Annotated in this window: 25 protein-coding genes and 3 tRNA genes; 9 read left to right on the forward strand and 19 right to left on the reverse strand. The window is 51.8% G+C overall.

What is annotated here, in order from left to right:
• Positions 1-20: 20 nt before the first annotated feature.
• From CFELI_RS10350 to CFELI_RS10375, 6 genes are all read right to left on the reverse strand, one after another.
• Positions 21-647, reverse strand: a complete 627-nt coding sequence (locus CFELI_RS10350) for an ATP-dependent Clp protease proteolytic subunit (protein ID WP_277104519.1) — start codon at positions 645-647, stop codon at positions 21-23.
• Between the two features lie 17 nt (positions 648-664).
• A complete protein-coding gene (locus CFELI_RS10355; protein ID WP_277104520.1) occupies positions 665-1,264 on the reverse strand; it encodes an ATP-dependent Clp protease proteolytic subunit in 600 nt (199 codons plus the stop codon).
• A gap of 274 nt (positions 1,265-1,538) precedes the next feature.
• Entirely contained in the window at positions 1,539-2,882 is a 1,344-nt protein-coding gene (gene tig / locus CFELI_RS10360; protein ID WP_277104521.1) for a trigger factor, read from the reverse strand.
• Between the two features lie 89 nt (positions 2,883-2,971).
• A tRNA-Pro gene (locus tag CFELI_RS10365) sits at positions 2,972-3,045 on the reverse strand.
• A gap of 366 nt (positions 3,046-3,411) precedes the next feature.
• Positions 3,412-3,549 (reverse strand): hypothetical protein, encoded by a 138-nt coding sequence (locus CFELI_RS10370; RefSeq protein ID WP_290259008.1) that lies wholly within the window; start codon positions 3,547-3,549, stop codon positions 3,412-3,414.
• Positions 3,550-3,628: 79 nt separating this feature from the next.
• Positions 3,629-3,703 (reverse strand) — tRNA-Gly (locus tag CFELI_RS10375).
• A gap of 363 nt (positions 3,704-4,066) precedes the next feature.
• On the opposite strand from CFELI_RS10375, the gene CFELI_RS10380 reads away from it, so the two are divergent.
• Both CFELI_RS10380 and CFELI_RS10385 read left to right on the forward strand, forming a co-directional pair.
• The gene (locus CFELI_RS10380) at positions 4,067-4,288 is read left to right on the forward strand and encodes a hypothetical protein (RefSeq protein ID WP_277104523.1); all 222 of its coding nucleotides are present in this window, start codon (positions 4,067-4,069) and stop codon (positions 4,286-4,288) included.
• A gap of 152 nt (positions 4,289-4,440) precedes the next feature.
• Positions 4,441-5,256 (forward strand): DUF1542 domain-containing protein, encoded by an 816-nt coding sequence (locus CFELI_RS10385; RefSeq protein ID WP_277104524.1) that lies wholly within the window; start codon positions 4,441-4,443, stop codon positions 5,254-5,256.
• A gap of 71 nt (positions 5,257-5,327) precedes the next feature.
• Here the strand turns inward: CFELI_RS10385 and CFELI_RS10390 are convergent, their stop codons facing one another.
• Positions 5,328-5,801: a ribose-5-phosphate isomerase gene (locus CFELI_RS10390; protein ID WP_277104525.1), complete on the reverse strand. Its 474-nt coding sequence runs from the start codon at positions 5,799-5,801 to the stop codon at positions 5,328-5,330.
• Positions 5,802-6,231: 430 nt separating this feature from the next.
• Positions 6,232-6,861: a mycothiol-dependent nitroreductase Rv2466c family protein gene (locus CFELI_RS10395; protein ID WP_277104526.1), complete on the reverse strand. Its 630-nt coding sequence runs from the start codon at positions 6,859-6,861 to the stop codon at positions 6,232-6,234.
• Between the two features lie 241 nt (positions 6,862-7,102).
• Here CFELI_RS10395 and pepN point away from each other — a divergent pair, with 241 nt between their 5' ends.
• Positions 7,103-9,754 carry an aminopeptidase N gene (gene pepN, locus CFELI_RS10400; protein WP_277104527.1) on the forward strand — a complete coding sequence of 884 codons (2,652 nt, stop codon included), beginning with the start codon at positions 7,103-7,105 and terminating at the stop codon, positions 9,752-9,754.
• A 26-nt stretch (positions 9,755-9,780) separates the two neighbouring features.
• Here pepN and CFELI_RS10405 read toward each other — a convergent pair whose 3' ends face one another.
• From CFELI_RS10405 to CFELI_RS10415, 3 genes are all read right to left on the reverse strand, one after another.
• Positions 9,781-10,527, reverse strand: coding sequence for a hypothetical protein (locus CFELI_RS10405; protein ID WP_277104528.1), 747 nt, complete (start codon positions 10,525-10,527; stop codon positions 9,781-9,783).
• A 464-nt stretch (positions 10,528-10,991) separates the two neighbouring features.
• Positions 10,992-11,483 (reverse strand): hypothetical protein, encoded by a 492-nt coding sequence (locus tag CFELI_RS10410; protein WP_277104529.1) that lies wholly within the window; start codon positions 11,481-11,483, stop codon positions 10,992-10,994.
• Positions 11,484-11,960: 477 nt separating this feature from the next.
• Positions 11,961-13,106 (reverse strand): cystathionine gamma-synthase, encoded by a 1,146-nt coding sequence (locus CFELI_RS10415; protein WP_277104530.1) that lies wholly within the window; start codon positions 13,104-13,106, stop codon positions 11,961-11,963.
• A 260-nt stretch (positions 13,107-13,366) separates the two neighbouring features.
• Here CFELI_RS10415 and CFELI_RS10420 point away from each other — a divergent pair, with 260 nt between their 5' ends.
• The gene (locus CFELI_RS10420; RefSeq protein WP_277104531.1) at positions 13,367-14,290 is read left to right on the forward strand and encodes a mechanosensitive ion channel family protein; all 924 of its coding nucleotides are present in this window, start codon (positions 13,367-13,369) and stop codon (positions 14,288-14,290) included.
• Between the two features lie 11 nt (positions 14,291-14,301).
• Positions 14,302-14,721, forward strand: coding sequence for a globin (locus CFELI_RS10425; RefSeq protein ID WP_277104532.1), 420 nt, complete (start codon positions 14,302-14,304; stop codon positions 14,719-14,721).
• Between the two features lie 6 nt (positions 14,722-14,727).
• Here the strand turns inward: CFELI_RS10425 and CFELI_RS10430 are convergent, their stop codons facing one another.
• The 5 genes from CFELI_RS10430 to CFELI_RS10450 all read right to left on the reverse strand — a co-directional run bounded on the left by CFELI_RS10430 (position 14,728) and on the right by CFELI_RS10450 (position 21,145).
• Positions 14,728-15,345, reverse strand: coding sequence for a DUF8185 domain-containing protein (locus CFELI_RS10430; RefSeq protein ID WP_277104533.1), 618 nt, complete (start codon positions 15,343-15,345; stop codon positions 14,728-14,730).
• A gap of 14 nt (positions 15,346-15,359) precedes the next feature.
• Positions 15,360-15,779: an acyl-CoA thioesterase gene (locus CFELI_RS10435; RefSeq protein WP_277104534.1), complete on the reverse strand. Its 420-nt coding sequence runs from the start codon at positions 15,777-15,779 to the stop codon at positions 15,360-15,362.
• Between the two features lie 223 nt (positions 15,780-16,002).
• Positions 16,003-17,673: an energy-dependent translational throttle protein EttA gene (gene ettA / locus CFELI_RS10440; protein WP_277104535.1), complete on the reverse strand. Its 1,671-nt coding sequence runs from the start codon at positions 17,671-17,673 to the stop codon at positions 16,003-16,005.
• 253 nt (positions 17,674-17,926) lie between these two features.
• Positions 17,927-18,643 (reverse strand): single-stranded DNA-binding protein, encoded by a 717-nt coding sequence (locus CFELI_RS10445; RefSeq protein WP_277104536.1) that lies wholly within the window; start codon positions 18,641-18,643, stop codon positions 17,927-17,929.
• Positions 18,644-19,105: 462 nt separating this feature from the next.
• Positions 19,106-21,145 carry a bifunctional copper resistance protein CopD/cytochrome c oxidase assembly protein gene (locus CFELI_RS10450; protein ID WP_277104537.1) on the reverse strand — a complete coding sequence of 680 codons (2,040 nt, stop codon included), beginning with the start codon at positions 21,143-21,145 and terminating at the stop codon, positions 19,106-19,108.
• A 113-nt stretch (positions 21,146-21,258) separates the two neighbouring features.
• Between CFELI_RS10450 and CFELI_RS10455 the strand changes: the two genes are divergently transcribed.
• Positions 21,259-21,332 (forward strand) — tRNA-Arg (locus CFELI_RS10455).
• A gap of 97 nt (positions 21,333-21,429) precedes the next feature.
• On the opposite strand, the gene CFELI_RS13690 is transcribed toward CFELI_RS10455, so the two are convergent.
• The gene (locus tag CFELI_RS13690) at positions 21,430-21,552 is read right to left on the reverse strand and encodes a hypothetical protein (RefSeq protein ID WP_374724702.1); all 123 of its coding nucleotides are present in this window, start codon (positions 21,550-21,552) and stop codon (positions 21,430-21,432) included.
• Positions 21,553-21,587: 35 nt separating this feature from the next.
• A complete protein-coding gene (locus CFELI_RS13655; RefSeq protein WP_353959542.1) occupies positions 21,588-21,857 on the reverse strand; it encodes a helix-turn-helix domain-containing protein in 270 nt (89 codons plus the stop codon).
• A gap of 354 nt (positions 21,858-22,211) precedes the next feature.
• Here CFELI_RS13655 and CFELI_RS10465 point away from each other — a divergent pair, with 354 nt between their 5' ends.
• The 3 genes from CFELI_RS10465 to CFELI_RS10475 all read left to right on the forward strand — a co-directional run bounded on the left by CFELI_RS10465 (position 22,212) and on the right by CFELI_RS10475 (position 24,982).
• A complete protein-coding gene (locus CFELI_RS10465; RefSeq protein ID WP_277103980.1) occupies positions 22,212-22,430 on the forward strand; it encodes a hypothetical protein in 219 nt (72 codons plus the stop codon).
• Positions 22,431-22,574: 144 nt separating this feature from the next.
• Complete coding sequence (locus CFELI_RS10470; protein WP_277103981.1) at positions 22,575-23,213, forward strand: DUF3558 family protein; 639 nt, start codon at positions 22,575-22,577, stop codon at positions 23,211-23,213.
• Positions 23,210-24,982, forward strand: a complete 1,773-nt coding sequence (locus tag CFELI_RS10475) for a hypothetical protein (RefSeq protein WP_290259011.1) — start codon at positions 23,210-23,212, stop codon at positions 24,980-24,982. Before CFELI_RS10470 ends, CFELI_RS10475 begins: the two co-directional genes overlap by 4 nt.
• Before the next feature lie 154 nt (positions 24,983-25,136).
• Here CFELI_RS10475 and cmrA read toward each other — a convergent pair whose 3' ends face one another.
• On the reverse strand, positions 25,137-25,937 hold the full coding sequence (gene cmrA, locus CFELI_RS10480) for a mycolate reductase (protein ID WP_277104264.1): 801 nt from the start codon (positions 25,935-25,937) through the stop codon (positions 25,137-25,139).
• Between the last annotated feature and the right edge of the window lie 398 nt (positions 25,938-26,335).

Raw genomic sequence — 26,335 nt, forward strand, 5'->3', positions numbered from 1 at the left:
CACACCTATCGAACTAACAATTAACCGTTGAGTTTACGGTAATCAAAAACCTGATCAATGATGCCGTATTCCAACGCCTCTTGGGCGGTGAGAATCTTGTCACGATCAGTATCCTGACGAATCACCTCAGCAGGGCGACCAGTATGGCGAGACAGTGTCTCCTCCATCAGCGTACGCATACGCTGAATTTCTTTAGCCTGAATCTCCAAATCGGAAACCTGACCACGGCCACCCTCAGTAGCAGGCTGGTGGATCAACACACGCGCATTAGGCAATGCCGCACGCTTGCCAGGAGCACCAGCTGCCAACAACACAGCAGCAGCCGAAGCAGCCTGGCCAAGACACACAGTACGCACATCAGGGCGCACATACTGCATCGTGTCGTAAATAGCCATCAAGGAAGTGAAAGAACCACCTGGGGAGTTAATGTACATCGTGATATCACGATCAGGGTCCAAGCCCTCCAACACCAATAGCTGAGCCATGATGTCATTGGCGGAAGTATCATCCACCTGGGTGCCTAGGAAGATAATGCGCTCCTCGAACAGCTTGGCGTAAGGGTTCGTTTCCTTCGTGCCATAAGCTGACTGCTCAATGAAGCTAGGCAAAACGTAGCGGGCTGAAGGCATCTGCATACCGTTGTTCATAATAATCCTCCTACAAACTAGTTAGCGATTGGGCCCTGAGCGGTGGAAATAACATGGTCTACCAGACCATATTCCTTCGCCTCCGCCGCGGTAAACCAACGGTCACGATCAGAATCCTTCGTGATCTGCTCAAAAGTCTGACCGGTATGCTCCGCAATCAGCTCAGCCATTTCACGCTTGGTTTGAGCAAACTGCTCAGCCTGAATAGCAATATCAGCCGCAGTACCGCCCACACCCGCCGAAGGCTGGTGCATCATAATACGAGCATGAGGCAACGCATAGCGCTTACCTTTCGTACCACCGGACAGCAAGAACTGCCCCATGGAAGCAGCAAGCCCCATGCCGTAAGTAGCAATATCGCAAGGAGAGTACTTCATGGTGTCATAGATCGCCATACCTGCGGTCACGGAACCACCAGGAGAGTTGATATACAACGAAATATCACGAGTTGGGTCTTCAGCGCTCAGCAGCAGAATCTGGGCGCACAACTTATTTGCAATTTCATCGTCGACCTGAGTGCCGAGGAAAATAATTCGTTCGCGCAGCAAGCGCTCGTAGACAGAATCGCTCAAATTGAGGCCGGAGGATCCCGACATGAGGATCGACTGATCAGTCATTGCCAATTGCTCCTTGGTTCTTTTTGATTATGAGAAGGTTGCTTCGTACCACCATACCGCTAACCCAGCGGTTTTCATGCCCTTGTTCGCTATCAGCGGATAAGCCGTTTCAAAAGCTGCACGCTTTACGACGTCGTCACGCGCACACCGCACGCAGCGACGGTGACAGAAAGTAACAAAGCCCAGCACACATAGCCTTGCCACACAGGCAGCTAGTGTTCTGGGCCTGAAACCACACTCAACGTTTGTCAAGCATGAAAAGAATCAGTACTGACTACTCGGAAGCAGCTTCTTCCTCGTCAACGCCGAAGTACTCATCAGCGTCAACCTTGTTGCCAGCGTCATCCTTCACGGATACACGGCAAATGGCAGCAGCCAAAGCCTTGCCGCGGGTCACGTCAGCAAACAGCGCGCCGATCTGACCAGCCTGCTGCAGGGACTGGATCAGCTGTTTTGGATCCATGCCGTAAGCGTCAGCAGTGTACAGGATGTGATCAGTCAGTTCAGACTGGGAAACCTCAGGCTTCTCCTGCTCTGCCAAAGCATCCAGGAACAGCTGGGTACGGACAGCCTTCTCAGCAGCTTCGTGAGCTTCAGCCTTGAACTTCTCAAGGGAAGAACCCTGGGTCTTCAGGAACTCATCGATAGCAGACTCGTTGTGGGAAGCCTCGCCGAAGGTGCTGTGGAACTGGTTGTGAGCCTGCTCCTCAACCAATGCCTCAGGCAGTGGGAACTCGGTCTTCTCCAAAGCAGCAGCCAACACAGCGTCGCGGATAGCAGCAGCCTGAGCAGTCTTAGCCTGCTCCTCAACGCGCTTAGCGGTAGCTTCACGCAGCTCTTCAACAGTGTCGAACTCGGACGCTTCCTGAACGAACTCCTCGTTCAGCTCAGGCAGCTTGCGCTCCTTGGTCTGAACAACCTCAACCTTAACGGTTGCTTCCTTGCCCTCATGCTCGCCGAACTTCAGGGTGGTGGTGAACTCATTCTCTTCACCGGTCTTCATGCCGCGCAGAGCAGTGTCAAGACCCTCGATCAGGTCATCTGCACCCACCATGTAGGACAGACCCTCAGCCTTGGACTCTTCAATCTCTTCACCGTCGACAGAAGCAACAACGTTGATAATTGCGAAGTCATTGGTCTTCAGCTTGCGCTTGGTGTCGCTCAGCTCACCGAAACGCTCGCGAAGCTTATCGATCTCAGCGTCAATAGCCTCGTCGTCAACCTTCAGAGCAGGAACCTCAACGGCAATGTCCTCGAACTTTGGCAGCTCGATCTCTGGGCGAACATCCACCTCAGCGGTGAACTCAATGACAACATTGTCTTCAAGCTTGGTGATCTCGATAGCTGGCTGGCCCAAAACGGCGAGCTCTGCTTCCTCGACAGCCTTCTGGTAACGAGAAGGAACAACGTCGTTGAGAACCTGATCCAAGATTGGGCCACGGCCGACGCGAGCGTCGATCAGCTTGCGGGGTGCCTTGCCCTTGCGGAAGCCTGGGATGTTTACCTGAGCCGCGAGCGCGGTGTAAGCCTGATCGATCTCGTGATTCAGTTCCTCGAACGGAACCTCCACGGTCAGCTTGACTCGGGTATCGTTCAGCTTTTCGACGGAACTCTTCACGAGCGTTTCTCCTGTAGGTCTAATTGGGGTAATACTGACATTAACCCCCGAGGTGCATCGTTTTTCATATGCTCCTCGGGGGTTTTACGTCGGGACGACAGGATTTGAACCTGCGACCCCCTGTACCCAAAACAGGTGCGCTACCAAGCTGCGCCACGTCCCGATTACATCTAAGAGATTATCTCTCTTTTCTGTACTGTCGCTCTCGGCGACACAGGAAATATTGCCACGATTTAGTAGTTTTACCTAATCCGCAGGTCAGAGCATCTTTTCAAAGAACCTTCTCGCGTTAAAACATCACAAGCGGCCAAACACCGCACCCATGAGCCCCAATTCCTGCCCCAAAGACCCCTCACCACTCCCCTATCCACCCCACACCTAGTCTGGCATTACGTCCTACCCGTTTCGCCAAGATATCCCTTCTACTTCTCTTGGCCCTTTCCAGAAAGCCCCACCAATGTCATCAGCACATCCTTTACTCAACCGATCGACAAACGTTCCCCACTATCAACACAAGCGCCTCAGCCCCTCAGTCAATCGGCAACCACCGCTCCATCCACCTATGCAACAAATCAATCAAGTAGCTCACCTCAAATAGCTCAAGCTTGCCTATAAACTTCGCCTTGCCCGAAAACTCATCCCCCACCGCACGGACAAAATTCCACACCACACCCCCAGACCGACTGATCCCCACAACGACTAAACCCCTTCCACATGTAACGCAGAAGGGGTCTCGTTAAAATTTTTGGAGGGAATGACGGGAATCGAACCCGCGTCACCAGTTTGGAAGACTGGGGTAATAGCCACTATACGACATTCCCACACAGCGTTTCAGGCGCTGATACACAAGATAGCGCGACACCACTCCAACGCGCAAACCGACACCTCAGCCCCAGCCCCTCAACACAACCCCGCGCTCATAAATTCTCAACCTTCCTATTTAAACTGGGCTAATACGAATTGACCATGAAGGCCGTCAGCGCAATGGAAGCTGTATTGAAATCCAATTCGGTGTAAATGAAAATCAACAGCATTTACTTGGGAGAATAAACCCGCTTTTACCCGTCGAATCCCATTCAATACCCTTTGCCTATTAAAGAATTTATAGCAAATGACCTGCGTACTTGCGCAAATTAAAGCTATCAATATTGCTTTTTTGCAAAGTTGGATTATTGTATTCCTACATGAAGCCAACCATTATTGATGCTGACACCGGTCGCGAACTGTGGACAGCAATTGAATGCGCAACCTTCTCGGGAACTGCCCGAGGAACCTTCACTAGCTACGCAGGACGCGGTCGTGCACCAGAGCCCGTAGCTAAGCACCACGGCCTTACGCTGTGGGACTCAGATGATATCCGCAAATGGACTGCTGAGCGCCAAGCACCAAAGACTGACAAGAAGTAGTCGATCATTCGACCTGTCACATACCGTACGTGATTAAAGTTCCCGTAGTTTACACTGAGGTTCTCAGAGGTAAACTACGGGAACTTTTTTGTAGCCTCTGCCGTTGTTGTTAGTGATAAACGTCCCACATTCCGAAAGGTGGATTTTTAGCTGTGGAAGGCTTACTACTCGTCGCAATCGTTGTCGGTGGTCTCATTTTCCTCCTAAGTCGTACTGGCGGTTCGCAAAAGAAAGTCGAGGCAGATTCCCTTGCCGACGCGCTCGCTGAAGCACGTCACTGGAATGAACGACTCGGCTCCCAAATCCTAACCATTGCCGGCACCGATGCAGCGTCAACCCAAGCGATCGCAGATGCATCTGAGCGTCACACTGCAGCTAGTTCGCAAATCGCCCAAGCGCAAACGGTTCGCCAGGCAGAGCTCGCTCGCGAATCTGCACTCGAAGGCTTGCACTACATGAATGCCGCCCGAGAAATTATGGGACTTCCTGCAGGTCCCGAGCTTCCTCTTTTGGAAGGTCAACGCCAAGCTGGCAAGGTTTCTGAGCAGCGCACCATCATGCACGACGGCCATAACATCACAGCCTCGCCTCACCCGAGCGCCCAAACCCCCAACTACTATCCCGGCGGCATGGTTGCTGGGCGACCTGTTCCTGCTGGCTGGTACTCCGAGCCTTGGTGGGCAGGCGCACTCCGCACCGGCGTCTGGGCCGCAGGCTCTGCCCTTATCTTCTCATCCCTTTTCAGTGGCATGGCTGGCGTAGCAGCAGCTTCAGCACTCACCCCTGATTCGCTAGGGGATGCTACAGGCCTTGACGGTGCAGAGACTGGAGATCTTTCAGGCATGAGTGATGCAGGAGGAGAAGAAAATGGATTCTTCGACGGCCTCTTTGGTGGTGGCGACAGCGGCGATGGCGGTTTCTTCGGCGGTGGCGATGGTTTCTTCGGCGGAGACGGCTTCGACTTCTAACAGCTAGAAACATAAGGTGGGTGTTTCCCTTCGGTCTAAGGGAAACACCCACTTTTTCGCCTTATCCGGACTTATACGCCAGGAACTTCTGGAGCAATTCCAGTCTTTTCATACTCAGCGAGAATATCAATGCGACGCTGGTGACGCTCTTCTTCACTCCACGGTTGTTCAATGAAAGCATCGACAATAGCCAAGGCTTCTTCTTCAGAGTGCATACGTCCACCAAGGCCGATCAACTGAGCATTGTTATGCTCACGTGCAAGACGTGCAGTCTCAACTGACCATGCGAGAGCGCAACGCGCACCCTTCACTTTGTTTGCAGCAATCTGCTCACCGTTACCGGATCCCCCCAAAACAATACCCAACGAACCTGGGTCGTTTACTACGCGACTAGCAGCATCAATGCAGAATGCTGGGTAGTCATCGTTTGCGTCGTACTCATTTGCGCCACAATCAATAACCTCGTGCCCTGCAGCTAAAAGGTGCTTGGCAATAATGTTCTTCATGTCGAACCCTGCATGGTCCGCTCCTAGATAAACTCGCATACACCAGAGTCTATCTGGTTTCTTTCACGTCGGCACGACAACTAACCCCGCTTCGCGCGCAGCTTTAAAAGAATCACAATCCCCAACCGGCTCCGATTCTCGTGCACAAATCTTTTCACTTGCGAGCAAAAACAACACAGCAGGCATATTTCAAGGCTAAAGAAATAGCGGAAGTTCTTTGAGAAAATACTAAGAGAAAAGTGTGCTTTTCTTTATCGTAGTTTTAGTGTCACTGATGGCTATCAGGTCACTTACTTCAAAATTTATGAGCTGCGCCCCACTCCGAACACAGAGCCACTAAACACAAAAATATTGCCACCAATTGCCCACATTTATATTCGAGTTTCTTCAATCGCAAGCAGTAGAACAATCGGGGCAACATTCAATCCACTAGGCAGCTTCAGGCTAAGTTCCCATCATAGTGAAACATCTAGTCGAACTGTGGGGACTCCGTACGTGAACGCTTGATTTCAAAGAAGTACGGATAGCGCGCAAGCCTCACTGCGGCATCGAAAAGCTCGCCTGCTTCTTCGCCACGGGGAATACGAGTAAGGACGGGGCCGAAAAATGCTGTTGACCCCAACTTAATCACTGGTGTCCCCACGTCATTGCCCACCTCATTCATTGCTTGTTGGTGAAAAGCGCGCAACTGCGAATCCCAATCTTCTGTATTCGCAGCATCAAAATAGCTACTGTCCAGCCCTGTTTCTTCCAAAGCTTGTAAAATCAGCGCATCGTAAGCGCCAAACCCAGCTTTTCCACCCTCCCCGTTGTTGTGGATCAGTGTTCCCAGCGTTGTATACAGCGCATCAATTTTTTCGGGCTCTTGGGTTGCAACGGCAGCAAAAACTCGTGCAGGCCCCCAGTTGGCCTTCATCTTTTCCATGTAACCGGGATCTAAATCCCGCCCTTCGTTGAGCACAGACAAAGACATCGGAACCCAGTTCACTTGCACGTCGCGAACCTTTTCCACTTCTTTCATCCACCGAGATGTCACCCAGCAAAATGGACAGGAGACATCGAACCATAGAGTCACCGTGTTCGTTGATTCTGTTGCCATAGTTACAGCACCTTTACATATGTCAAAGATATAGATTGCGGCGCACGAATCGGGTGAACACCCGCTCACTTGGGGCTAGGCGAACAGTCCTCCATATCCCCCGCCATCACCAGGGCGTCCCATGCCACAATTACGTGCGCTTTCTACATTAGTCACAGAGCGGTTGTATCGTTGTATGCGATCATATCTATAGTCATTTCCATCACATCAAGTTTTAAGAAACCGAAGGGACCTTTTTGCGTTGTCCTCGATCAATCTGACTCATTCCGAAGCAATTCAGCGTTCGCAACTGCTTCGTGTTCACAACTATTCTTTCGCTATTGACATCACAGGGGAATCCACATTCCCCTCAAAAACCACTGTGCACTTTGAAGTCCTTGAAGCCGGTTCGACGTTCATCGATCTTCTTGCCCAAGACGTTCACCATGTCAGCATTGATGGCGTTGACATCACCGAGACTGCAGTTCCACGCAAAGACGGCGTATACGACCACACTGCTGGCATCCAATTGAATGATCTCACTGTTGGTGAACATGAACTTGTGGTTAAAGCTACCTGCGAGTATTCCCACACCGGCCAAGGTCTGCATCGATTTGTTGATCCCGTCGACAGCGAGGTGTACTTCTACACGCAGTTCGAAACTGCCGATGCCAAGCGTGTGTTCGCATGTTTTGATCAACCAGATTTGAAGGCCACGTACGACATTGTTGTTCAAGCACCTTCGCACTGGAAGGTGGTAACCAATGCTCCGCAATTGGTGAAGGCTGACGGCGAGAAGGCTGTTTTCAGTTCACGCATCGATTACCCACTGTCGACATATCTGGTCGCAATCTGTGCTGGTGACTTTGCCGTTGTCTCCGATCTTTGGTCCGGTAAGCTGACCCATCATCCTGAAACACCGGCCGATCAGCCAACTGAGCTGGAGATTCCACTAGGAATTTATTGCCGAAAGTCTTTGGCCGAGCATCTTGATGCCGACACGATTTTCCGCGAAACCAAGCAGGGATTCGATTTCTACCACGAGCATTTCGGCATGGCTTACCCCTTCGGTAAGTATGACCAGCTGTTTGTTCCTGATTTCAATGCTGGCGCGATGGAAAATGCTGGGGCCGTAACTTTCCGCGATGAATACGTGTTTACCTCGAAGAACACGCGATACGCATATGAGCGCCGTTGCGACACCATCTTGCACGAGATGGCTCACATGTGGTTCGGTGATTTGGTCACCATGAAGTGGTGGGATGATTTGTGGCTCAATGAGTCTTTTGCAACCTGGGGTGCTGCGATTTCTCAGGCTGAAGCTACCGAATATGAGACGGCATGGGTAACCTTCGCCAATGTTGAAAAGTCGTGGGCGTATCAGCAGGATCAGCTACCTTCCACTCACCCTATTTCCACTGATGCTTCCGATATCGAGACGGTGGAGCAGAATTTTGATGGCATTACTTACGCAAAGGGTGCTTCTGTGCTCAAGCAACTACAAGCGTATGTTGGTCGTGACGCATTTTTTGCGGGGGTTCGTAAACATTTCGCTGAACATGCATACGGCAATGCCACCTTCGATGATCTTTTGTCGGCACTGGAGGAGTCTTCCGGACGCGACCTTTCACATTGGGCTAATCAATGGCTCAAAACAACTGGCATCAACGAACTTGCGTGCGAGTTCGAGGTAGTCGACGGCGTGTACTCTTCCTTCGCTATCACGCAATCTGGCGCAACACCTGGCGCTGGCGAATTACGCACACACCGTACCTGCGTCGGCCTGTACTCGCTTATCGACGGCGTGGTTACCCGCACCCACAGCATTGAGGTAGATGTGGACTCTGCTCGTACTGAGATTCCTGAGCTCATTGGAGTCGCAGCTGCCGACCTAGTATTGCCCAACGATTTTGATCTGACTTATTGTCAGATGAAACTCGATACTGGCTCTTTGGCCTTCGCAGTTAAACACATTGACAAGATTGCAGATCCGATGGCTCGTACTCTGTGCTGGTCTGCGGCGTGGGAGATGACTCGAAATGGGGAAATGCGCGCTCGCGATTTCATTGCACTTGTTGCTCGCGGTGCTCGTTTCGAAACGGAAATTGCTGTTCTTCAACGCATTTTGTCACAGGCAACACAAGCCCGAAAGATGTTTGCCGACCCGACATGGGTCGAAGAAACTGGTGCGCAATTACTTCTTAATGCACTCCTCGATGGTGCACGAACTGCCGAACCAAGCTCAGATATCCAACTAGCGTTTGTCCAAGAGCTGGGTCGTAATCTTGTGGATAGTGGAGAGTCTACTGATGCACAAGCACCCGAGGTTACCGCCATTCAATTATTCAAAGATATTGTGGCAGGTGCTCCTTCGCTGGAGGGTCTCGACGCGGACAACGACTTGCGTTGGAATGCGTTGATTTCATTGGCTGCCGTTGACAAGTCTTTCGAGGTAGAGAAGGAAATCGGTATCCTCTCTGAACACGACCCGTCCTCTCAAGGCAAAGCTTTCGCGGAACGTGCGCGTGCTGCAGTCAACACTGCCACAAATAAGGCGCGTGTATTCACGGAGCTTACAGAGCATGGCAAAGAGCTGTCGAACACCATTTTCCGCGCGAAGATGGCTGGTCTTACTGGCTTTGCTCGCCCAGAGCTGTTGGAGCAGTTGAATGAACGCTACTTCGAAATGGTTTTGCCCATGTGGAAATCCTTCACCTCAGAGATTGCTCAGGACGCAATCGCTGGATTGTTCCCGCGTTGGAATATCAGTGACTCCACAGTCGACCGTGCTCAGCGATTCCTCGACCAAGAAGATCTTCCTGGCGGTGTTCGTCGCCTGATCAGCGAAGCCCAGGCGGATGTCATTCGTGCCGTTCGCAACCGCCGCATCGACGCTGGAGCTTGCTCAGAGTAATAAACGTCACGTTAGTTAAGCGTCTCTCAAGCTACTTTCTCGAATAGTTCGCGATGGTAGTTTTTGAGGCGCTTTTTCGCCTTCCTGGGGATCCGTTGCTTCGAGTTGCTATCATCTGCACACACGAGCATGGATGAAATCGCGTGTGGTTCCGCCGTCAAAACTCGCTCAATCGCTTCTTCTACCCTGCACGTTAATTTGTTGGCGATCTTTTCAAACAGTTCCAGCCAAGGTCGGGCGCGTTCAGGCTCCATGGTGAGTTGCACCTTGGTATTTCCAGCACGGTCGTGAGATACCACCACCGTGTTGAGATCTTTTTTCCTTGTTTCCACCGGATAGTCGTGAATAACAGATGCCATGGTGCTGCGTACCGCACGGCTCAGTGAACTCGGTTGCGGGACTGTCTGCCCCTCTTTTTTAGGTACGATCGCGTGCAGAATATGCTCTTGATTCATCTCAACTTGGCTAGGGATTAACACCAACAACGGCCTAGCGATTGCGGCAACTTTATCGAGGCTAAAAACTCCTGTGTCCATGAGGTAAGCAAAAACACGTGGCGCGTGATCTCGCAAGAGCTTGACGCTTCGGACGTAGAGACGGGTCGTTGCTTCACTCAATTTCAACGCCCACGAAAGTGTGCGAATATCTTCATCACTTTCCTCGACATTCGACAACACACTCAGCCGCGAGCGATCGTATTCAATCATCAAAGCGTTGAACTCATCATCGAGTGTTTGACTCACGTACAACAGTTGACTGTGCGCATTGCTCATAACAGAATCCCTTCAGTACTCGTATCAATCCATGGAGGCTTCTCACAACCTCTTATATATAAAGACTGAAATTCTGCGCGATCCGTTCCCGATTTTTTCAACCACCCCCGTTCAACATGTTTCCCCCACATACAGCAACACAGCTTCATACAGATAGGGGTGGCACACTATTCTAAAGTATTGCCCCCATCAGCCACATAATACGTCACCCAAAATCTATCTACAGCCTCGCAAACTTCGCAATTTTCACTATTTCTTCGTACGATTACTATCGAAATAAGCCCTACCCCACCCCACCCACTACAGCACCAGTGATACCAGTTACACCTAGTCCCATTTTCGAAGATATTTAACTTTTGTAACCCTATACCCTCGGTGCTGTGGGCATGCGATTTTTAAGGCCCCACCGGCCTTTAAGCACTCACACTTTGCACCGCAACGGTGGGACACATCCCCAAAAAATTTTAGAAAAGAAGATCCTTGGGCATCTTCCAGAGCTTTCGCCCAGCCGAGGTTAGATTAATACCCTCGCGGATACGAATGACATAATTGCCATCCTCCTTCACCCTCGGAACATAAGCAAACCCTGGCGTATTGGTCACGCCCGGCATCTGAGGATAGTCAGGGCTGTAATCCACAACCATATTAAAGTGCTTGAGCTTGCGATAAAACGCTCGAAGCTTTGCTTTTGATGCATCCGAGAGCGAATCGACACCGGCATGCATTCGATGCCCATGAAGTCGGAGATACTTATAGATCGTATTATCGAAGTACTCCTGAGGAACATCCCACGGCAAATTCTGAGTCACCTCAGTAATCGGCGACTCGTAGCCTCCCTGCTTCGCAAGCTTGCCCACGTACTGACGAGTGACACCATATTCAGTTGCAATATCAGTTTGACGCATCCCCTGACGCATGAGATTCAGCACTATCTCAGATGTGAGTCCGCTAGCCATAGTAATCGCCGTCCCTTATTTCAAAGCTGGCCCCACGAGCAGGTCGCAAGACAAAAACGATTCACCAAAAATCATCTGACAAAGAATGTTTATTGGACAACATTCTTCGCAATAAATTCAGTTTATCTGCCTGTCACCAAACAGCCCATGTATACCAACTAGTCTGTAAGTACATTTTAGAAAATAGACTACTTTGTCTAAGGATGTCCAATTCTGTTGAACAACGGACAATATTTTCATTCCTCCCCACCCCCATTTACCCCCAAATAGGTGAAAAAGCGATGAGTTATTGCGCAAGCGACATGCTGTGAACACAGGCAAATCTTATTCCACCACTCATTATTTCCACAGCAGGCTACCCCTCCCCCCTTGGCCGATTCACATTCATGCAATTGACTCGCCGATAGTGCAGATTTCCAAAAACAACAATCAGGTCCCAGAGTTTTGCTCCGGGACCTGATTGATTACAAGAAGCTTTTAGATTTTTGCCAGCGCTTGATCAATATCCGCAATCAGATCTTCAAGATCTTCAATACCAATAGAAATTCGAACCAAGTCCCGCGGCACCTCTAAGGTTGAGCCAGTAACAGACTGATGGGTCATTGTTGCCGGATGCTCAAGCAACGATTCCACTCCGCCCAGCGATTCTGCCAAACAAATCAACTTCGTTGAAAGACAAAACGTCCGCGCCGCTTCCTCAGTATGGAAGCGCACTGAAATCATGGCGCCAAATCGCTTCATCTGCTTCTTAGCCACATCATGGTTAAGGTGAGACTCTAGTCCAGGAAACAGTACCTGAGCGACCTTGTCGCTGGCCTCAAGATGGCGCGCAATCGCATCCGCATTATCGCAGTGACGATCCATGCGAACTGCAAGCGTCTTAATCCCCCTCGCGGTTAAGTAGGCATCAAACACACTCGGAATAGCTCCCGCTCCGCCTTGCAAGAACTGCAGCTGTTCATCCAGTTCAGCACTATTGGTCACCACTACGCCACCGACAACATCTGAGTGCCCGCCAAGATACTTAGTAGTGGAATGAAGGACATGATCAGCTCCCAAGGCAAGCGGGTTCTGCAGATACGGACTTGCAAAGGTGTTATCCACGACAAGTTGCGCGAAATGCCCCTCAATCTGGTGCGCCACAGCAGCGATATCGGTGATCGCCAAGGCCGGATTCGAGGGAGTCTCTAGCCACACCAACTTGGTCGAATCCTTCAATGACGCGCCTACCTGGTTAGGATCGGTGGTATCAACCACTGTGTATTCAATCCCCCACTGGCTAAATACTGAATCGATCAGACGGAATGTGCCACCGTAGGCATCATGTCCAAAAATCACATGATCCCCTGGGCGCAGTACTGCCCGCAACAACACATCCGTTGCAGCCATACCCGAAGAAAACGCCCGACCGTACTTAGCCCCCTCCAATGCCGCTACTGTTTTTTCTAGAGCTGTAATGGTGGGATTGCCACACCGCGTATATTCAAAGCCACCGCGCAGCTCATTGAGCCCATTTTGTGCGAACGTAGTGGAAGCGTAGATCGGCGTATTAATGGAGCCATAGAGTGAATCTGGCTCATAGCCTGCATGGATACTGGCTGTAGAAAAACCTTGGACGTTCACAAAAATATAGCTCCTTGAAAAACTAAAGATAGATAACAAATCCTGAATGGCCACAGTAGACTAAGCGGTTCATTTTTGTCCAAAGTAGACCACCCGCAACGCTCATGTAAACTAAAGTTTGGCCATTAAAGTTACCAGTCAGGGGCAATAGACTAAGTATTCTAGATATGGTGATCGGGGGTGTTTTCGGCAGCTAGTGCATGCAAGGGTTGTGCGTACTATGAGAATGTGAGGCGGGGTTCGATAGGCTAGAGATCGCTATGAAAACCGCACTTGAGTTCTTTCAGTCCCATCCATCACTCCAAACCTGGCTGGTGGATAAGCCCTTAGAAATTGGCCTCACGCTCCTTGCCGCTGGAGTAATTCACTGGTTGGTTCGCAAAGCTATATCGAAAGCTGCGCAGGTCAATTCTTCTTTCGAATCTAAGCTGCCCAGAAAGTCCACTCCGTCCTCCTCCGAAAGCAACGCAATAGTGGCACTCAATGCCACCAAAGAGCTTCGACGCCAGTCCCGCATAAAGACGCTTGCAGCGGTAGCTAGATCGGCGGCATCGATCTTCATTTGGGTGTGGGCCGCGCTGTCAATTCTGGGAACCTTGGGCGTGAATGTTGCCCCATTGATTGCATCCGCTGGTGTTGTTGGTGTGGCTTTAGGTTTCGGTGCGCAATCCCTCGTCAAGGACTTTCTCTCAGGCATTTTTATGCTGATTGAAGATCAATACGGAGTCGGCGACACCATTGATATTGGTGAAGCTGTTGGCACCGTTGAAGATGTATCGCTTCGTCTAACCACCCTTCGAGATGTACACGGCACTTTGTGGTTTGTACGCAACGGCGAAATTTTACGGGTCGGTAACTTTAGCCAAGAATTTGCAGTCGCATTGATCAATACGCCTGTAAGCCTTGGGGCAGATACTCAACATGCCATTGATGTCATTGCTATCGCGGCGAAGAAAGCCTGCGAAGATGAAGCACTCAAGGATTTGCTTCTGGAAGAGCCAATTATTGATGGTGTGAATGCCGTGAAGGTCGATCACATGCTAATCCGCACTCGCATCCGCACCCTGCCCGATAAACAGTGGGTGGTAGAACGGCACGTCTCAGCAGCACTCATCAACGCGCTGGCGCAAGCAGGTATCCCGACTCCCTACCGCCCTTACCCGATCGCCAGTGCAGAAACGTAGAATAGTAACTTATGAAAACACCCCTTGGAGATGGATCGCAAAGTCCCACCAATTCCCCTGAATCTTTTTATGAAGCAGTCGGTGGCGAAGAACTCTTTAAAAAAGTTGTTCACCTGTTCTATCAGGAAATGAAGACTGATGATCTGATCGGCCCCATGTACCCACATGATGATTGGGAGGGAGCTGAAGATCGCCTCCGCTGGTTCTTGGTACAGTACTGGGGCGGGCCACAAACCTTTAGCGAACAGCGCGGCCACCCCCGCTTGCGCATGCGCCACGCCCACTTCCCAATCGGTGAAAAAGAAGCCCAACGATGGCTCGATATCATGGGGCGAGCCATGGATCAGGTAGAGATGCCTGAAGCACACCGTCACGCTATGTGGGATCACATGGAAAGGGTTGCCGCCATGTTGATCAACCGAGCAACCTAACAGTGACTAGATAAAACTCAGCACGTTTAATTCTTCACTGAAGTACACGCTGCCGAAAGGTGCATCCACACGCACCCAACGGCCAACTTTCGAAACGCGAATATGACGAGGCACCTCGATAGCGGCATCAAAACGAGGAATCAACCCTAAAGAACTCAAGCAGAAAATAACCCGCATTGGAACTTCTGCACGCTCACCGTTGCCCTCCACGGTGAGCACTTTTTGGTTGAGCAACGATTGCGGAGGGCCCAGAGGGCCTGAAAACTGTTGCGCAAGTTCTTTGCCTTGAATATTCAACCGATAAACAACATCGGCAGGGACCTCATCTACTAAAACAAACCCTTCCTTCGGTGGAAGCGCACCCTGCTGCCACGCTGCAGGCGAAAGTGGGGTGAGTGGGGCGTCGAAAAGCTCTGATGCCTTCACCACCAACCCTTCAACGCTCACAGTCCCTGTTACGCGACGAGATGCCAACACCCCAAAAGGGGTGGAGAAAAACACATCAACGCCCCCAGAAACCGTACGAAGACGGGCGAGGGCGTTGGAATCTAGAACATTCACGCGCTGCGCAAGAGCACGTAAACCGCGCTCCCCGCTGGTGATTAAGAACTGCTGCGTAGTCATTGCCTACAAGGCTACTACGCAGAAGTAAGAACCTTCATCTCATGTTCAGTGATCGCGCGAGGACGCGCAGTCACAATATCAACAGCAACCTGGACAACCTCCACCACACACGCAAGGTTGCCGTCCGCATCCTTAATTTCCTGGCGGGTCGTGAAAGAGGTATTACCGATCTCAATCACCTGCGTCTCAATCGTGACCGCCTTCGTATTGGACAAAATAGGGCGCAAGTAATCAGCTTCAATCTTGCGCACGAAAACAGCGGGAATGTCCATACCGCGCTTTTCAAACTCACGCTGGGCAAAAACCATACGTGCCTCCTGCGCCAACTCCACATAAGCCGCGTTCGTAATGTGGTTGAAACGGTCAAAATCACCCCAGCGCACAGGGATAGTTTCAGTGTGGACGTTGCCGTTTGTTGCAGTCGCCTCAGTCATGATGAAAAGGAGGTTGCCTTCCTGAAAATTTGTGTCGCAGTCCCTAAGCATCTTGCGCTAAAAACTCCAACAAGCACGAATGAAAGTCTGTCACATACCATACCTTCTTCACCCACTATTTGTTACTTGAACAAAGCTATGTGCACAACCACCTGCATAAACACCCCCAAAAACGCCGAATTCCCATGACCACACCGGCCATGGGAATCACAACAAGAAAAGACTATCGAGTCAGCTTACGGTGCGTGACACGCGAAGGACGTGCAGCATCTGGACCAAGGCGCTCAACCTTGTTCTTTTCGTAATCCTCGAAGTTACCTTCGAACCAGAACCACTGACCTTCGGCAACATTGCCTTCCCACGCCAAAATGTGGGTACAGGTACGATCCAAGAACCAACGGTCGTGAGAAATAACCACTGCACAACCAGGGAACTTCTGCAGAGCATTTTCCAGCGACGACAGGGTTTCAACGTCAAGGTCGTTGGTTGGCTCGTCAAGCAAAATCAAGTTGCCGCCCTGCTTCAAGGTCAGCGCCAAGTTCAAACGGTTACGCTCACCACCAGACAACACCTTCGAAGGCTTCTGCTGATCAGCACCCTTGAAACCGAAAGCCGACAGGTATGCACGCGACGGCATTTCATTCTGACCAACGATGATGTAATCAAGGCCATCAGAAACAACTTCCCACACAGTCTTCTCAGGATCGATGTTTTCGCGACCCTGGTCAACGTAGGACAGCTGAACGGTCTGGCCAATCTTTACTTCACCAGCATCAGGCTGCTCCAGACCAACAATGGTCTTGAACAAAGTGGACTTACCCACACCGTTAGGACCAATCACACCCACAATGCCGTTACGTGGCAATGTGAAGGATAGATCCTTGATCAGGACGCGTCCGTCGAAGCCCTTTTCCAAGTTCGACACCTCAACAACCTGGGCACCCAGGCGTGGAGGAGTTGGGATTTGAATTTCTTCGAAATCAAGCTTCTTAAACTGCTCAGCCTCAGCCACCATCTCTTCGTAGCGAGCCAAACGAGCCTTGCTCTTAGCCTGACGTGCCTTCGCACCGGAACGAACCCATTCAAGTTCATCCTTCAAGCGCTTCTGCAGCTTCTTGTCCTTCTGGCCCGCAATCTCCAAACGCTCGGCCTTCTTCTCCAAGTAAGTGGAGTAATTGCCCTCGTAGGGGTACAGCTTGCCGCGGTCAACTTCACAAATCCAGCCAGCGACGTGATCAAGGAAGTAACGGTCGTGGGTCACAGCCAACACTGCACCAGGGTACTTCGCTAGATGCTGCTCCAACCACAACACAGACTCCGCGTCGAGGTGGTTGGTAGGCTCGTCGAGCAGCAGCAAATCTGGCTCAGACAAAAGCAACTTTGCCAACGCCACACGACGTCGTTCACCACCGGACAGGTGAGTGACAGGCTCGTCGGATGGTGGGCAGCGCAGCGCTTCCATTGCCTGCTCAATCTTGGAATCAACTTCCCACGCGTCTGCTGCATCGAGCTCTTCTTGCAGCTTGCCCATTTCATCCATGAGCTCATCGGTGTAGTTGGTTGCCATTTCTTCGGCAATTTCCTCGAAGCGCTTCTTCTTTTCAAAGATATCGCCCAAGCCCTCTTCGACGTTCTCACGAACAGTCTTCTCCTCGTTCAAAGGAGGCTCCTGCAGCAAAATGCCAACAGTTGCGCCTGGGTCCAGGAAAGCCTCGCCGTTCGAAGGCTGATCCAGCCCTGCCATAATCTTGAGAATCGATGATTTACCGGCACCGTTTGGGCCTACGACACCAATCTTTGCGCCTGGGTAGAAAGCCATGGTGACGTTATCGAGGATAACCTTATCGCCAATGGCTTTGCGCACGTTTTTCATCGTGTAGATGAATTCACCCACGTTGATTGCCCCTTAAAAATGTTAGGAATTTGCATCTAAGACACTAGTCAATAGGAAAGACTACAATACTTCCGCCTGCTTGTCGCATTCCTTCCAGCACCCTTACTCCCCATAAAAACCAGATTCCTCCCAGATGCTCGTCTGCTTTGGTACACCACAGTGACAAGCAAGACCCTTGTGGGGTTGCGTACGCACAATGCATCGCAGATACCCCACAAGGGTCATGGCTTAAGTGTGGCACCCTAGCCAGGATTTAGTAGCTGGGTGCTCCGTCTTCAACCAGCTCTTCACCATATTCAGGTACTGCTGGCATGAGCTCTTCAATGATCTGTGAATTCGAATCATCAAGGCTGATGATTTCACGAATCACATGTTCGTCTTCCGCAGGCGCACAGGTGTGGTTCGCCTCCGGTTCGGAAGCCAACTCGTGGAACGGCTGATCCTGCAGATTATCCAAGTCCGCGCCTTGGCTCCGAGTCACAATCACTTCATGCCTGCGGTAGCTACACGCATATTTGCGCAGATCAATACCGATATTCGTGGCTCGAAGCACGACTCGTGATTCCAGCCTGTCCTCTTTATGCCATTCCTTGTGAATCAAGTCACCAACGACTACAACTTGGGTTCCTTTGCCATGCTTCCCCAGTGTTTGCATCACATTGTTGGCGAGATTGCCCCAACATTCAACATCAATAAACAGCTGGTTATAGCTGACATAACCGTTGCCCGCATAAGCACCATCCGTAGTGGTTTCAGTCATGGTGTGCGCTTGGTTGTGAGGCGCAGCCGAGTCCTGTGCACTCTCCGAAGCGCTGGAGCTCTGGCGGCTGGTACTTTCTTCACCACCCCGCTCATTTTTGCGGTAGCGGGAGGTAGCCAGACGAAACTTGGCTAATTGTGCCCCCGAAGCGAACGTGTAGTGCATTGGCAACCCAGTGAGATTGCCAACGATCGTGGTGGAATTATGCATGTGGGTTTCAACCCCTTTCATGGTTTTCCTTCACACGCGGCACATGTGTGTGGCACACAGTGAAGAGGAATGTGGCACGCCTAAAAGTGTTGGGGCCCTCGTTTCTTCAAATCCCGTGAAAAAGAAACCCTCTCACCACCTATGCTTCCCTCCCCTTTCACCGCTGCTAGGCGGCAAGGGTGAGCGTTGATGGAAAGGTGGTGTGCGCGTCGACAAGCACAACCCTTTAACCCACATACACCGGCTGTGCGCGCCTGCCGTGAAATATTTCCACGCAAGTTTTACGCACATCCCCCACAGAAAACCGTGTGCTTCATGGACTCTAAAGTCGCTGTCTTCTTCATTGTCACCCAGCTATGCTGCCCTGTCCACTCGAAACGCAAAAAACCTCCTTTTCCACTGCACTACCTGCATGTTCAGGAGTGTGAGGGAAAAGAAGGTCGTGGTGCTCAAACTTATGTCTTAGTTTTTGTCGAATTCCTGCTCATGGTAAGCAGACACGTGGTCGGCATCGCCTCGACGCATCGCCGCAAGCATCTGGTTGTACGCTTCAAGATCGTCTTCGCCATCGTCGACACGAGCATCGACACGACGCTGCTCAGTACGGTCTTCTTTCAGCCATTGCAAGAACAAAGTACCGAAAACAACCACGAGCGGGAAGGAGCCAGAGGCCCACGCAATACCGCCACCAACGTTTTGGTCATGCATCAAATCAACGCCCCACGGAAGTGCGAGCTCGCGGTAGAAATCTTCTGCCAAGATGGTCGACAGCTGCATGAGATACACGCCGAAGTACAGGTGGAAGGGCATGGAAAACACCAACCAAGCAAGTCGCCGGATAACGGTATTATCACGCGGCTTCGGGTCGGAGCCAATCATATCCCAGTAATAAAGGTACCCGGAGGTGAGAAATACCCAGTTCATGATCAAATGACCTGCATGTTCGGACACCATGTAGTCGTACCAGGGAGTGATGTAGAGAAGGTAGAAGATGGTGACAAACTGGATGGTGTTAAACGCTGGATGCATGAGGAAGCGCAGCAGCTTGGAGTTCAGTAGTGCCTGCACCCATTCGCGCACACCTGGGTGAGAGTTGGGGTGTGGTGTGGCGGCGTCGAGAAGCAACTGCAACGGCGCCCCGAGAACAAGGAAGACAGGAATCACCATCGACAGCACCATGTGCGCAACCATGTGCATGGCGAAGGTTGCAGGCATGTACAAACCCACGCCACTGGACATGCATACGCCGAGGGTGATGGTGCCAAGCATCCACCAGAAAGTGCGGTGCCACGGCCAGGCTTTTCCTTGCTTCTTCAGCTTAATAAGACCCCACAGGTACAGTCCCGTGAGCACGATGGCGAATGTGGTGAACATGATGTCGAAGCGCCACACTGTCCACACGCTGGTGATGGTGGGTTTAATGGTCAGGTCGTAACCCATCTCCAACGCCATGGGGGAAAGATCAAAGACACGTGGCGGGGGCGGCGGGGTGCGCCCGAGTGAGATTGCAACACCTACTGTCGCTGCCATGATGATAATTTCGCCGATTGCGACACGGGCGAAGGCGCGTTGATCCCCAGCATTAAGGCGTGGCATGGTAAGGGTGCGGTGCAATAAGCCGAACAGTGCGAGGATCACGGTGAGCACAAGTTTCGCCACAATGACGCGACCGTAACCGGAGGTGAGCAAGTCTTCCATGCGCACGCGAATAGCGGCATTGATCAGCCCAGATGCGCTGATTGCAAGCACGGACCACAGCGCTACATGCGAGTAGCGGCGAACAGCAAGTCCCATGTCCGGTCCGAGGCGTCGCCCGTGCGCAACCAAACCCATAAGTCCGCCAACCCACAACATCATGAACAGCAGGTGCCACAGAAGGGAGTTTGTGCCGTAGTCGTGGTCACCGCCGGCTGCGGAGTGCCCAGAAAGCCCGAGTGGCGCGATGATAATGATTGCACCGACCATGAGGAGGGGTTGTGAGCGCCAGTTTTTTGCAAACATGCCCGCAATGGCAACAATGAGGGCAAGCGCGGCAGCACCGAGCCATGCTTGGGCGTCTGCAACTTGGGCAAGTGCGAGTGACCAGTTGAGTGGTTTGATCGCTTCGCTAAGCGGCTGACCTGACACATCTGAGAGCACAAGCGGCACCATGGCAAGGCCGATGACTGTGAAGCTTGCTGCGGCAACAGCCCCCGTGCGGGTCGCGACCATACCGTCGACGCTCAGGTGCGCGGTGCTGAGATCGTTGTCGCGTGGGCTGGTGAAGAAGGCGGCAAACATGAACGATCCGGTGGCTAATGCTGCGAGCATCCATGCGGTCGCACGGAGGAAAGGCAGCCCAGCTGTGGTGAGCGGGCCGGGATCGGGGATGCCAAGCGCGGCGAGGGATTCTGAGAGGAATCCATAAGAGATGATTGCGCCTGTTGTGCCTGCAACGAGGAAAAACAGCAGATAGAGTGGCCATGTGGGGCGCACTGTGTGCTGCGTGGGTGTTTCAGCCATAGATTCCACACTATCCCTACCGTTGCGTTTTTGCTTATCGACGGCCAATCACCCACCCTTATTGGTGCCAAGATTTCCTACTGCAGCGGGGTCTAGGTTAATCTCTTTGGCATGCCTCCATAGCTCAGTGGATTAGAGCAGTCGGCTTCTACCCGATTGGTCGCGGGTTCGAATCCTGCTGGGGGCACGGTTGTCCTCAGTCGCGTCATAGTTGACAACTCAGTCGCGTCATAGTGGATATAACCGGCAGTTGCTGTTCTGAATTTTTGGGCAGTGACTGTCGGTTATTTTTTGTGTTTTTTCCATGTTGGTTTTTGGTAGTCGCGGGTTTCGTCGATGACGTGTTCGGTGAGTATTTCTCCGGTGTCTGTGAGTGCTGTGGTGATGTGTTTGTCGACGACGACCATGGTGACTTTTTGTCCGCTGTAGGCGCGTGTGATGCCTAGGTGGTAGAGCTTGCCTGCGTAGCGTCGTGTGACTCTTCCTGCTTTGTCGACTTTGTCTTTTCTGGTGCGCGATTCTTCATTGGTGTGGGTGTGTGCGGTGCTTTGGTGCGGGGTTGGAGACCGGCTCCGCCGCTGGTTTCGTATCGGTGGATGAGGGTGTATACCCATTGGCGTGAGACTTTGAAATGGCGCGCTGCGGCTGCAACTGTGTTGCCTTGTTTAAGGACGTAGGTGATGATCGCGAGGTTTCGATTCGGACTATTCATATGTCAACGATGACGCGACTGATCTGTCAAGTGTCAAGACCTCTGCCCTTGCATGCCAAGTGTCAACAATGACGCGACTGATCTGTCAAGTGTCATTAAGAAAAACCCAGAACAGAATTGTCAACTATGTCATGACCACAGACACTGCTGGGGGCACGGTTGTCCTCAGTCGCGTCATAGTTGACAACTCAGTCGCGTCATAGTGGATATAACCGGCAGTTGCTGTTCTGAATTTTTGGGCAGTGACTGTCGGTTATTTTTTGTGTTTTTTCCATGTTGGTTTTTGGTAGTCGCGGGTTTCGTCGATGACGTGTTCGGTGAGTATTTCTCCGGAAAAGTAGACACATTTCAGTGGTGTTTGAAGCGGCGTTCTCTGATGCGGATGATCAGGGGCATTTCAGCCATATTCGCAGCGATACGGAGGAATACTGCGATGCCGCGATAAGCACTCAAGATGGTCGTCTCAGCGTTACTTACAACCACTCGGGGAGAGATGTTCTGGGCAAAGATGTGCTTTGCCGCAGGGCTTTTGAAGTACTACAGAAACTGCGGGTCAAGGGCGGTTACGAGTGATTGCTTGCACTCGTGTAACAGTGGGGGTAATTGGGGCTACCCCCGTTTGGGAACGCAAAAGGTGTTTTTCAGTCTCATATAAATAGAGGCGTTTTGTTGGCGCCTCGGCCCAGACAAGTGATTTCTACTTGGAGAGGAGAATACGTGAATCTACGTACAGCTTTTATCCCAGTGCTTGTTGCTGCGTGCGTGTTCGCATCTGGTTGCGCGGATAAGACTGTCAGTACTGATGCTGGCGCAGCATCGACTGTTGCGCCTGAAACACAGCAGCCAGCGTTGCCATCTGAAACACCGCAGCCTGCGTCAGTGTCGTCCATGATCCCGCTTCCACCGGATCGTGAATACGTCGAAGCTTTCGATCCGACGGATCGAACACAAAAACTCTATAACCCCTGCGATGAATTCACAGCTGAAGATCTCACAGAAATGGGACTAAAAAAGATAGTGGATACCGTTTACAACGGGACGTCGTTGATCGATTGTGGCATGCAAGTCCCTCATCAATTCGGTGTGTATAACATCGACACACATTTTGCGACTTTTGAAGGGATTAAGTCGCGTGGCTTGATGATTGATGCGACATTCCCGGACGCGGACGATCGGGTCTACTTCAATGAGATTGGCAATGAAGATAAGCACTGCAATGCTGCGGTTAGTACCACCCATGGCCGTTTGAGCGTGGTTTATACCAATGCTTGGGAAGAGTCACTTGGGCGGGATGAGCTTTGCCGCAGGGCTTTTGAAGTCCTACAAAAAATTCGAGTTAAAGGAGGATACAAATGACATCACTACATATTGATGTTCAGCAACTCGTCGAGAGTATCGACGCGTTGGGATCTATTCACGACTTTGCAGCAATAGGTTCAGCATTTAAAGATGTTGGTCTGCTTGATGGTTTTTCTTCTGTGAGTGGTTTGGATCAGATGGGCCGCTATCATGGTCAGGTACTGGAAGGCTCTGTTGGTAGCGCAAAAGAGATGATGGCCGCCTTAAAACGCCAGGTGCAGTGGTTGGGGCGGAATCTTCACGCGAATTTAGATGCGTTATCTGGGATGGATCGGTTTTTCGCTGAAGCAATTGATGCTGTTGAAAATGGTGGCACACCGCAGGTCTCTGGGGTTAGGTATCCTATACGCCCGGAGCTTGGTTTTGAAGCCTTTGATTTTCCTACGCCTGTGACCTCACGAGCTTCATCGCTTCAGGAGTTATTATCAGGGCTGATGTCAACGAACAACGCTGGGGCATTGGATGCTGCAGCTACATGGGCGAACCTATCGACTGATTTATCAGATATGAGCACCAAGTTACGGCAGGTTGCTACTGATATGACCGCATCAAACCGCGGAGAGGTATTTGATGCCGCTGCACCACGAATCATTGAAATGGCGAATGCCAGTGCAAATTTCGCACATAACGCAGGACTGATGTCACAATCAGTAGCACAGCTTGCCATGATCGCACCCTCATTTACATCCGCTGTCGGGGCAGCTATCGCCTCCCTTGAAGCAATGCAAACAACCCAAGTCGGTGCATTAATAAAAAAGCAAGCCGAAGAAATGTATCTAATTGGGTTCAAAGAAGCACTATCAACAAGCATCACAGCAGCGATGCCGGTAATCCGCAATCTCATGGAACCTACATCTGCCGGTACCGGTGGTGGCCAATCACAAGCTGCAATAAGCCAAGGACACGCAGGAGGAGGAATCACACGAACCTCACAGACTGCCACAGGGATGGGCATTGAACCACACGTACTAGCAGAACAGGTGCTAGATACTGTCGCATCACAACAAGCCACGCTCGGGTTTGACCCGAATGTGGTCAACCCCTTGAATATGCATCAATACCCCGGTGGGGCAAACAGCCTCGGCGCAAGCACCACAAGCTGGGGACCAAATACCGGTGGACCAGGTGGAATGAACCCCATAGCAGGTGCCGGTGGACTAGGTGGAGTGAATACTGCTGGTAGCCAGTCTGGTGCGTTCAACCAGCATGGTACTGGCGGTCGTGGCACCAGTGCTGGAGTCGGCTCAGGTACAGGCTATGGTGTTGGGGGTGCACCAGTTGCAGGTGGGCATGGCTCATCAGGCGGAGTGGGAGCTGGCGGCAGTAACAGCGGTGGTGGTTCTCGTTCCGGTGCAGGTGGTGCATATAGTACTGGTGGGCTTCGCGGAAACGGGACTGGTTCAGGATCTGGGGCTGGGTCTGGTTCGGGTCGGGGCGGCCATGTAGGTGGTGGAGGAACAGGTTCGGGTACAGGGTCGAATGCTGGGCAGGGGTCGTCGGGGGCTGGTGCTGCTGGTTCTTCAGGTCGGGGCTCAACAATGATGGGTGGGGCACCCATGGGTGGTGCTGGCGCTGGTGGTGCCGGTGCTGGTGGGGGTCGTGAGAATCGTCGGCGGACTACACCACGCACACGACGCGGAGGAGTGAAAGGGATCCTGCAGCAAGCCGAGCGGGAAGGGAATTTGCGTGACCTTCTAGGCGATGCACCCAAAGTAGTCCCACGCGTGATCGGCGCGGACGTATTCAAACCCCGCGACCAACGCTAAAAACACACCTGTGGTTGGGAAACAAACCCCCAACCACAGGTGCTCACCTTATCTTTTTACCCACCACCCGTTGGGGTCGCTGCCTTCCTTCACACAATGGTGATACAACAAAGGGGTGATCCATGGGTGGGTGCAGTTTTCAGGTGCTGCTGGTTTAGCCCATTTTGGCGTAGAACCAGCCCATGAGTGGGCAAATAATTCCGGTAGGAACCACCTTGGAAATAACATTCATTGCTTTGGACAATGGGCCTGGTACGACGCGGCGTGCATTTTTGCTCATTGCATTCAGTGTTTCAGCGGAGCACGATTCGTATGTCGTCCACAAGAAATCGGGCACAACTTTATCCACTATGGATTTTTCCGATTCGTCGATCACTGCTTCACGCACTGGGCCCGGCGCGAGGAGGGTGCAGCTGACGCCAGTTTTTTTGAGTTCGTAGTGGAGTGCTTCGGTAAAGGCGTTGACGCCGGCTTTGGTGAATACGTAGGTGGCGTTGTTGGGGATGGGTACGTTGCCCGCCGCAGATCCGACGTTGCAGATTGCGCCTTCGCCGCGGGCGACCATGCCAGGCAGGACTGCGTGGGTGAGTTCGAAGACTGCTTGCGCGTTGAGCTGGAATTGTTGGGTTTCGTAGTTCCAGTCTTGTTTGAGGAAGGGGCCGAAGCTGGCGATACCTGCTGAGTTGATGATGATAGAAATGTCGCGGTTGGTGATGTCGGCGATCAGTTCGGCGCGTTGGTTGGGGTCGGCCAAATCGCAGGGGTAGACCTCGGCGATGATGGAGTGTGTGGTTTGTAGTTCTTCGGCGAGTTCGCGTAGGACGTCTTCGCGGCGGGCAACAAGAATGAGGTTGTGGCCGAGGGCGGCCAGGTCGCGTGCCATGGCGCGGCCGATGCCTTGGCTGGCGCCGGTGACCAGTGCGCGGCTGTTCATGCTGGGAAGTGGTAGTGCCATGGTGGTGCGGGGCTCCTTGGGGTGCTGTGGTTGCGAATGGGACCTGTGCTGGTTTTAGTCTTTTCTACTTTAGCGTGCTGTTTTCACGCTGTGGGGTTTGTAGGCTGTGGGCTTTCTTTTTGGTTGTGTTTCTTCTGGCGTTGTTGCGCTGAGGTTGCACGGTTTCTTAGGGGTGCTTTGTGGGTTGTGTGTACCCCCAACCCCACACCCAATACCTAATTTTGGAATAAATTATTGCTGATAATTTACTCAAATTTCAAAAAGAAGTTCATTGAGAAATTTTTGTTTTACCTTTGTGAACCTCCCCAATGATGGGCAAAATTTTGCACACTCCCTTCTTTCACAATCAACCCAAACGCGCGCATATATAAGCAGCAGCCACCCCCGCCAGCATTGGG

The organism is Corynebacterium felinum (genome assembly GCF_030408755.1).
GTDB classification, from domain to species: domain Bacteria; phylum Actinomycetota; class Actinomycetes; order Mycobacteriales; family Mycobacteriaceae; genus Corynebacterium; species Corynebacterium felinum.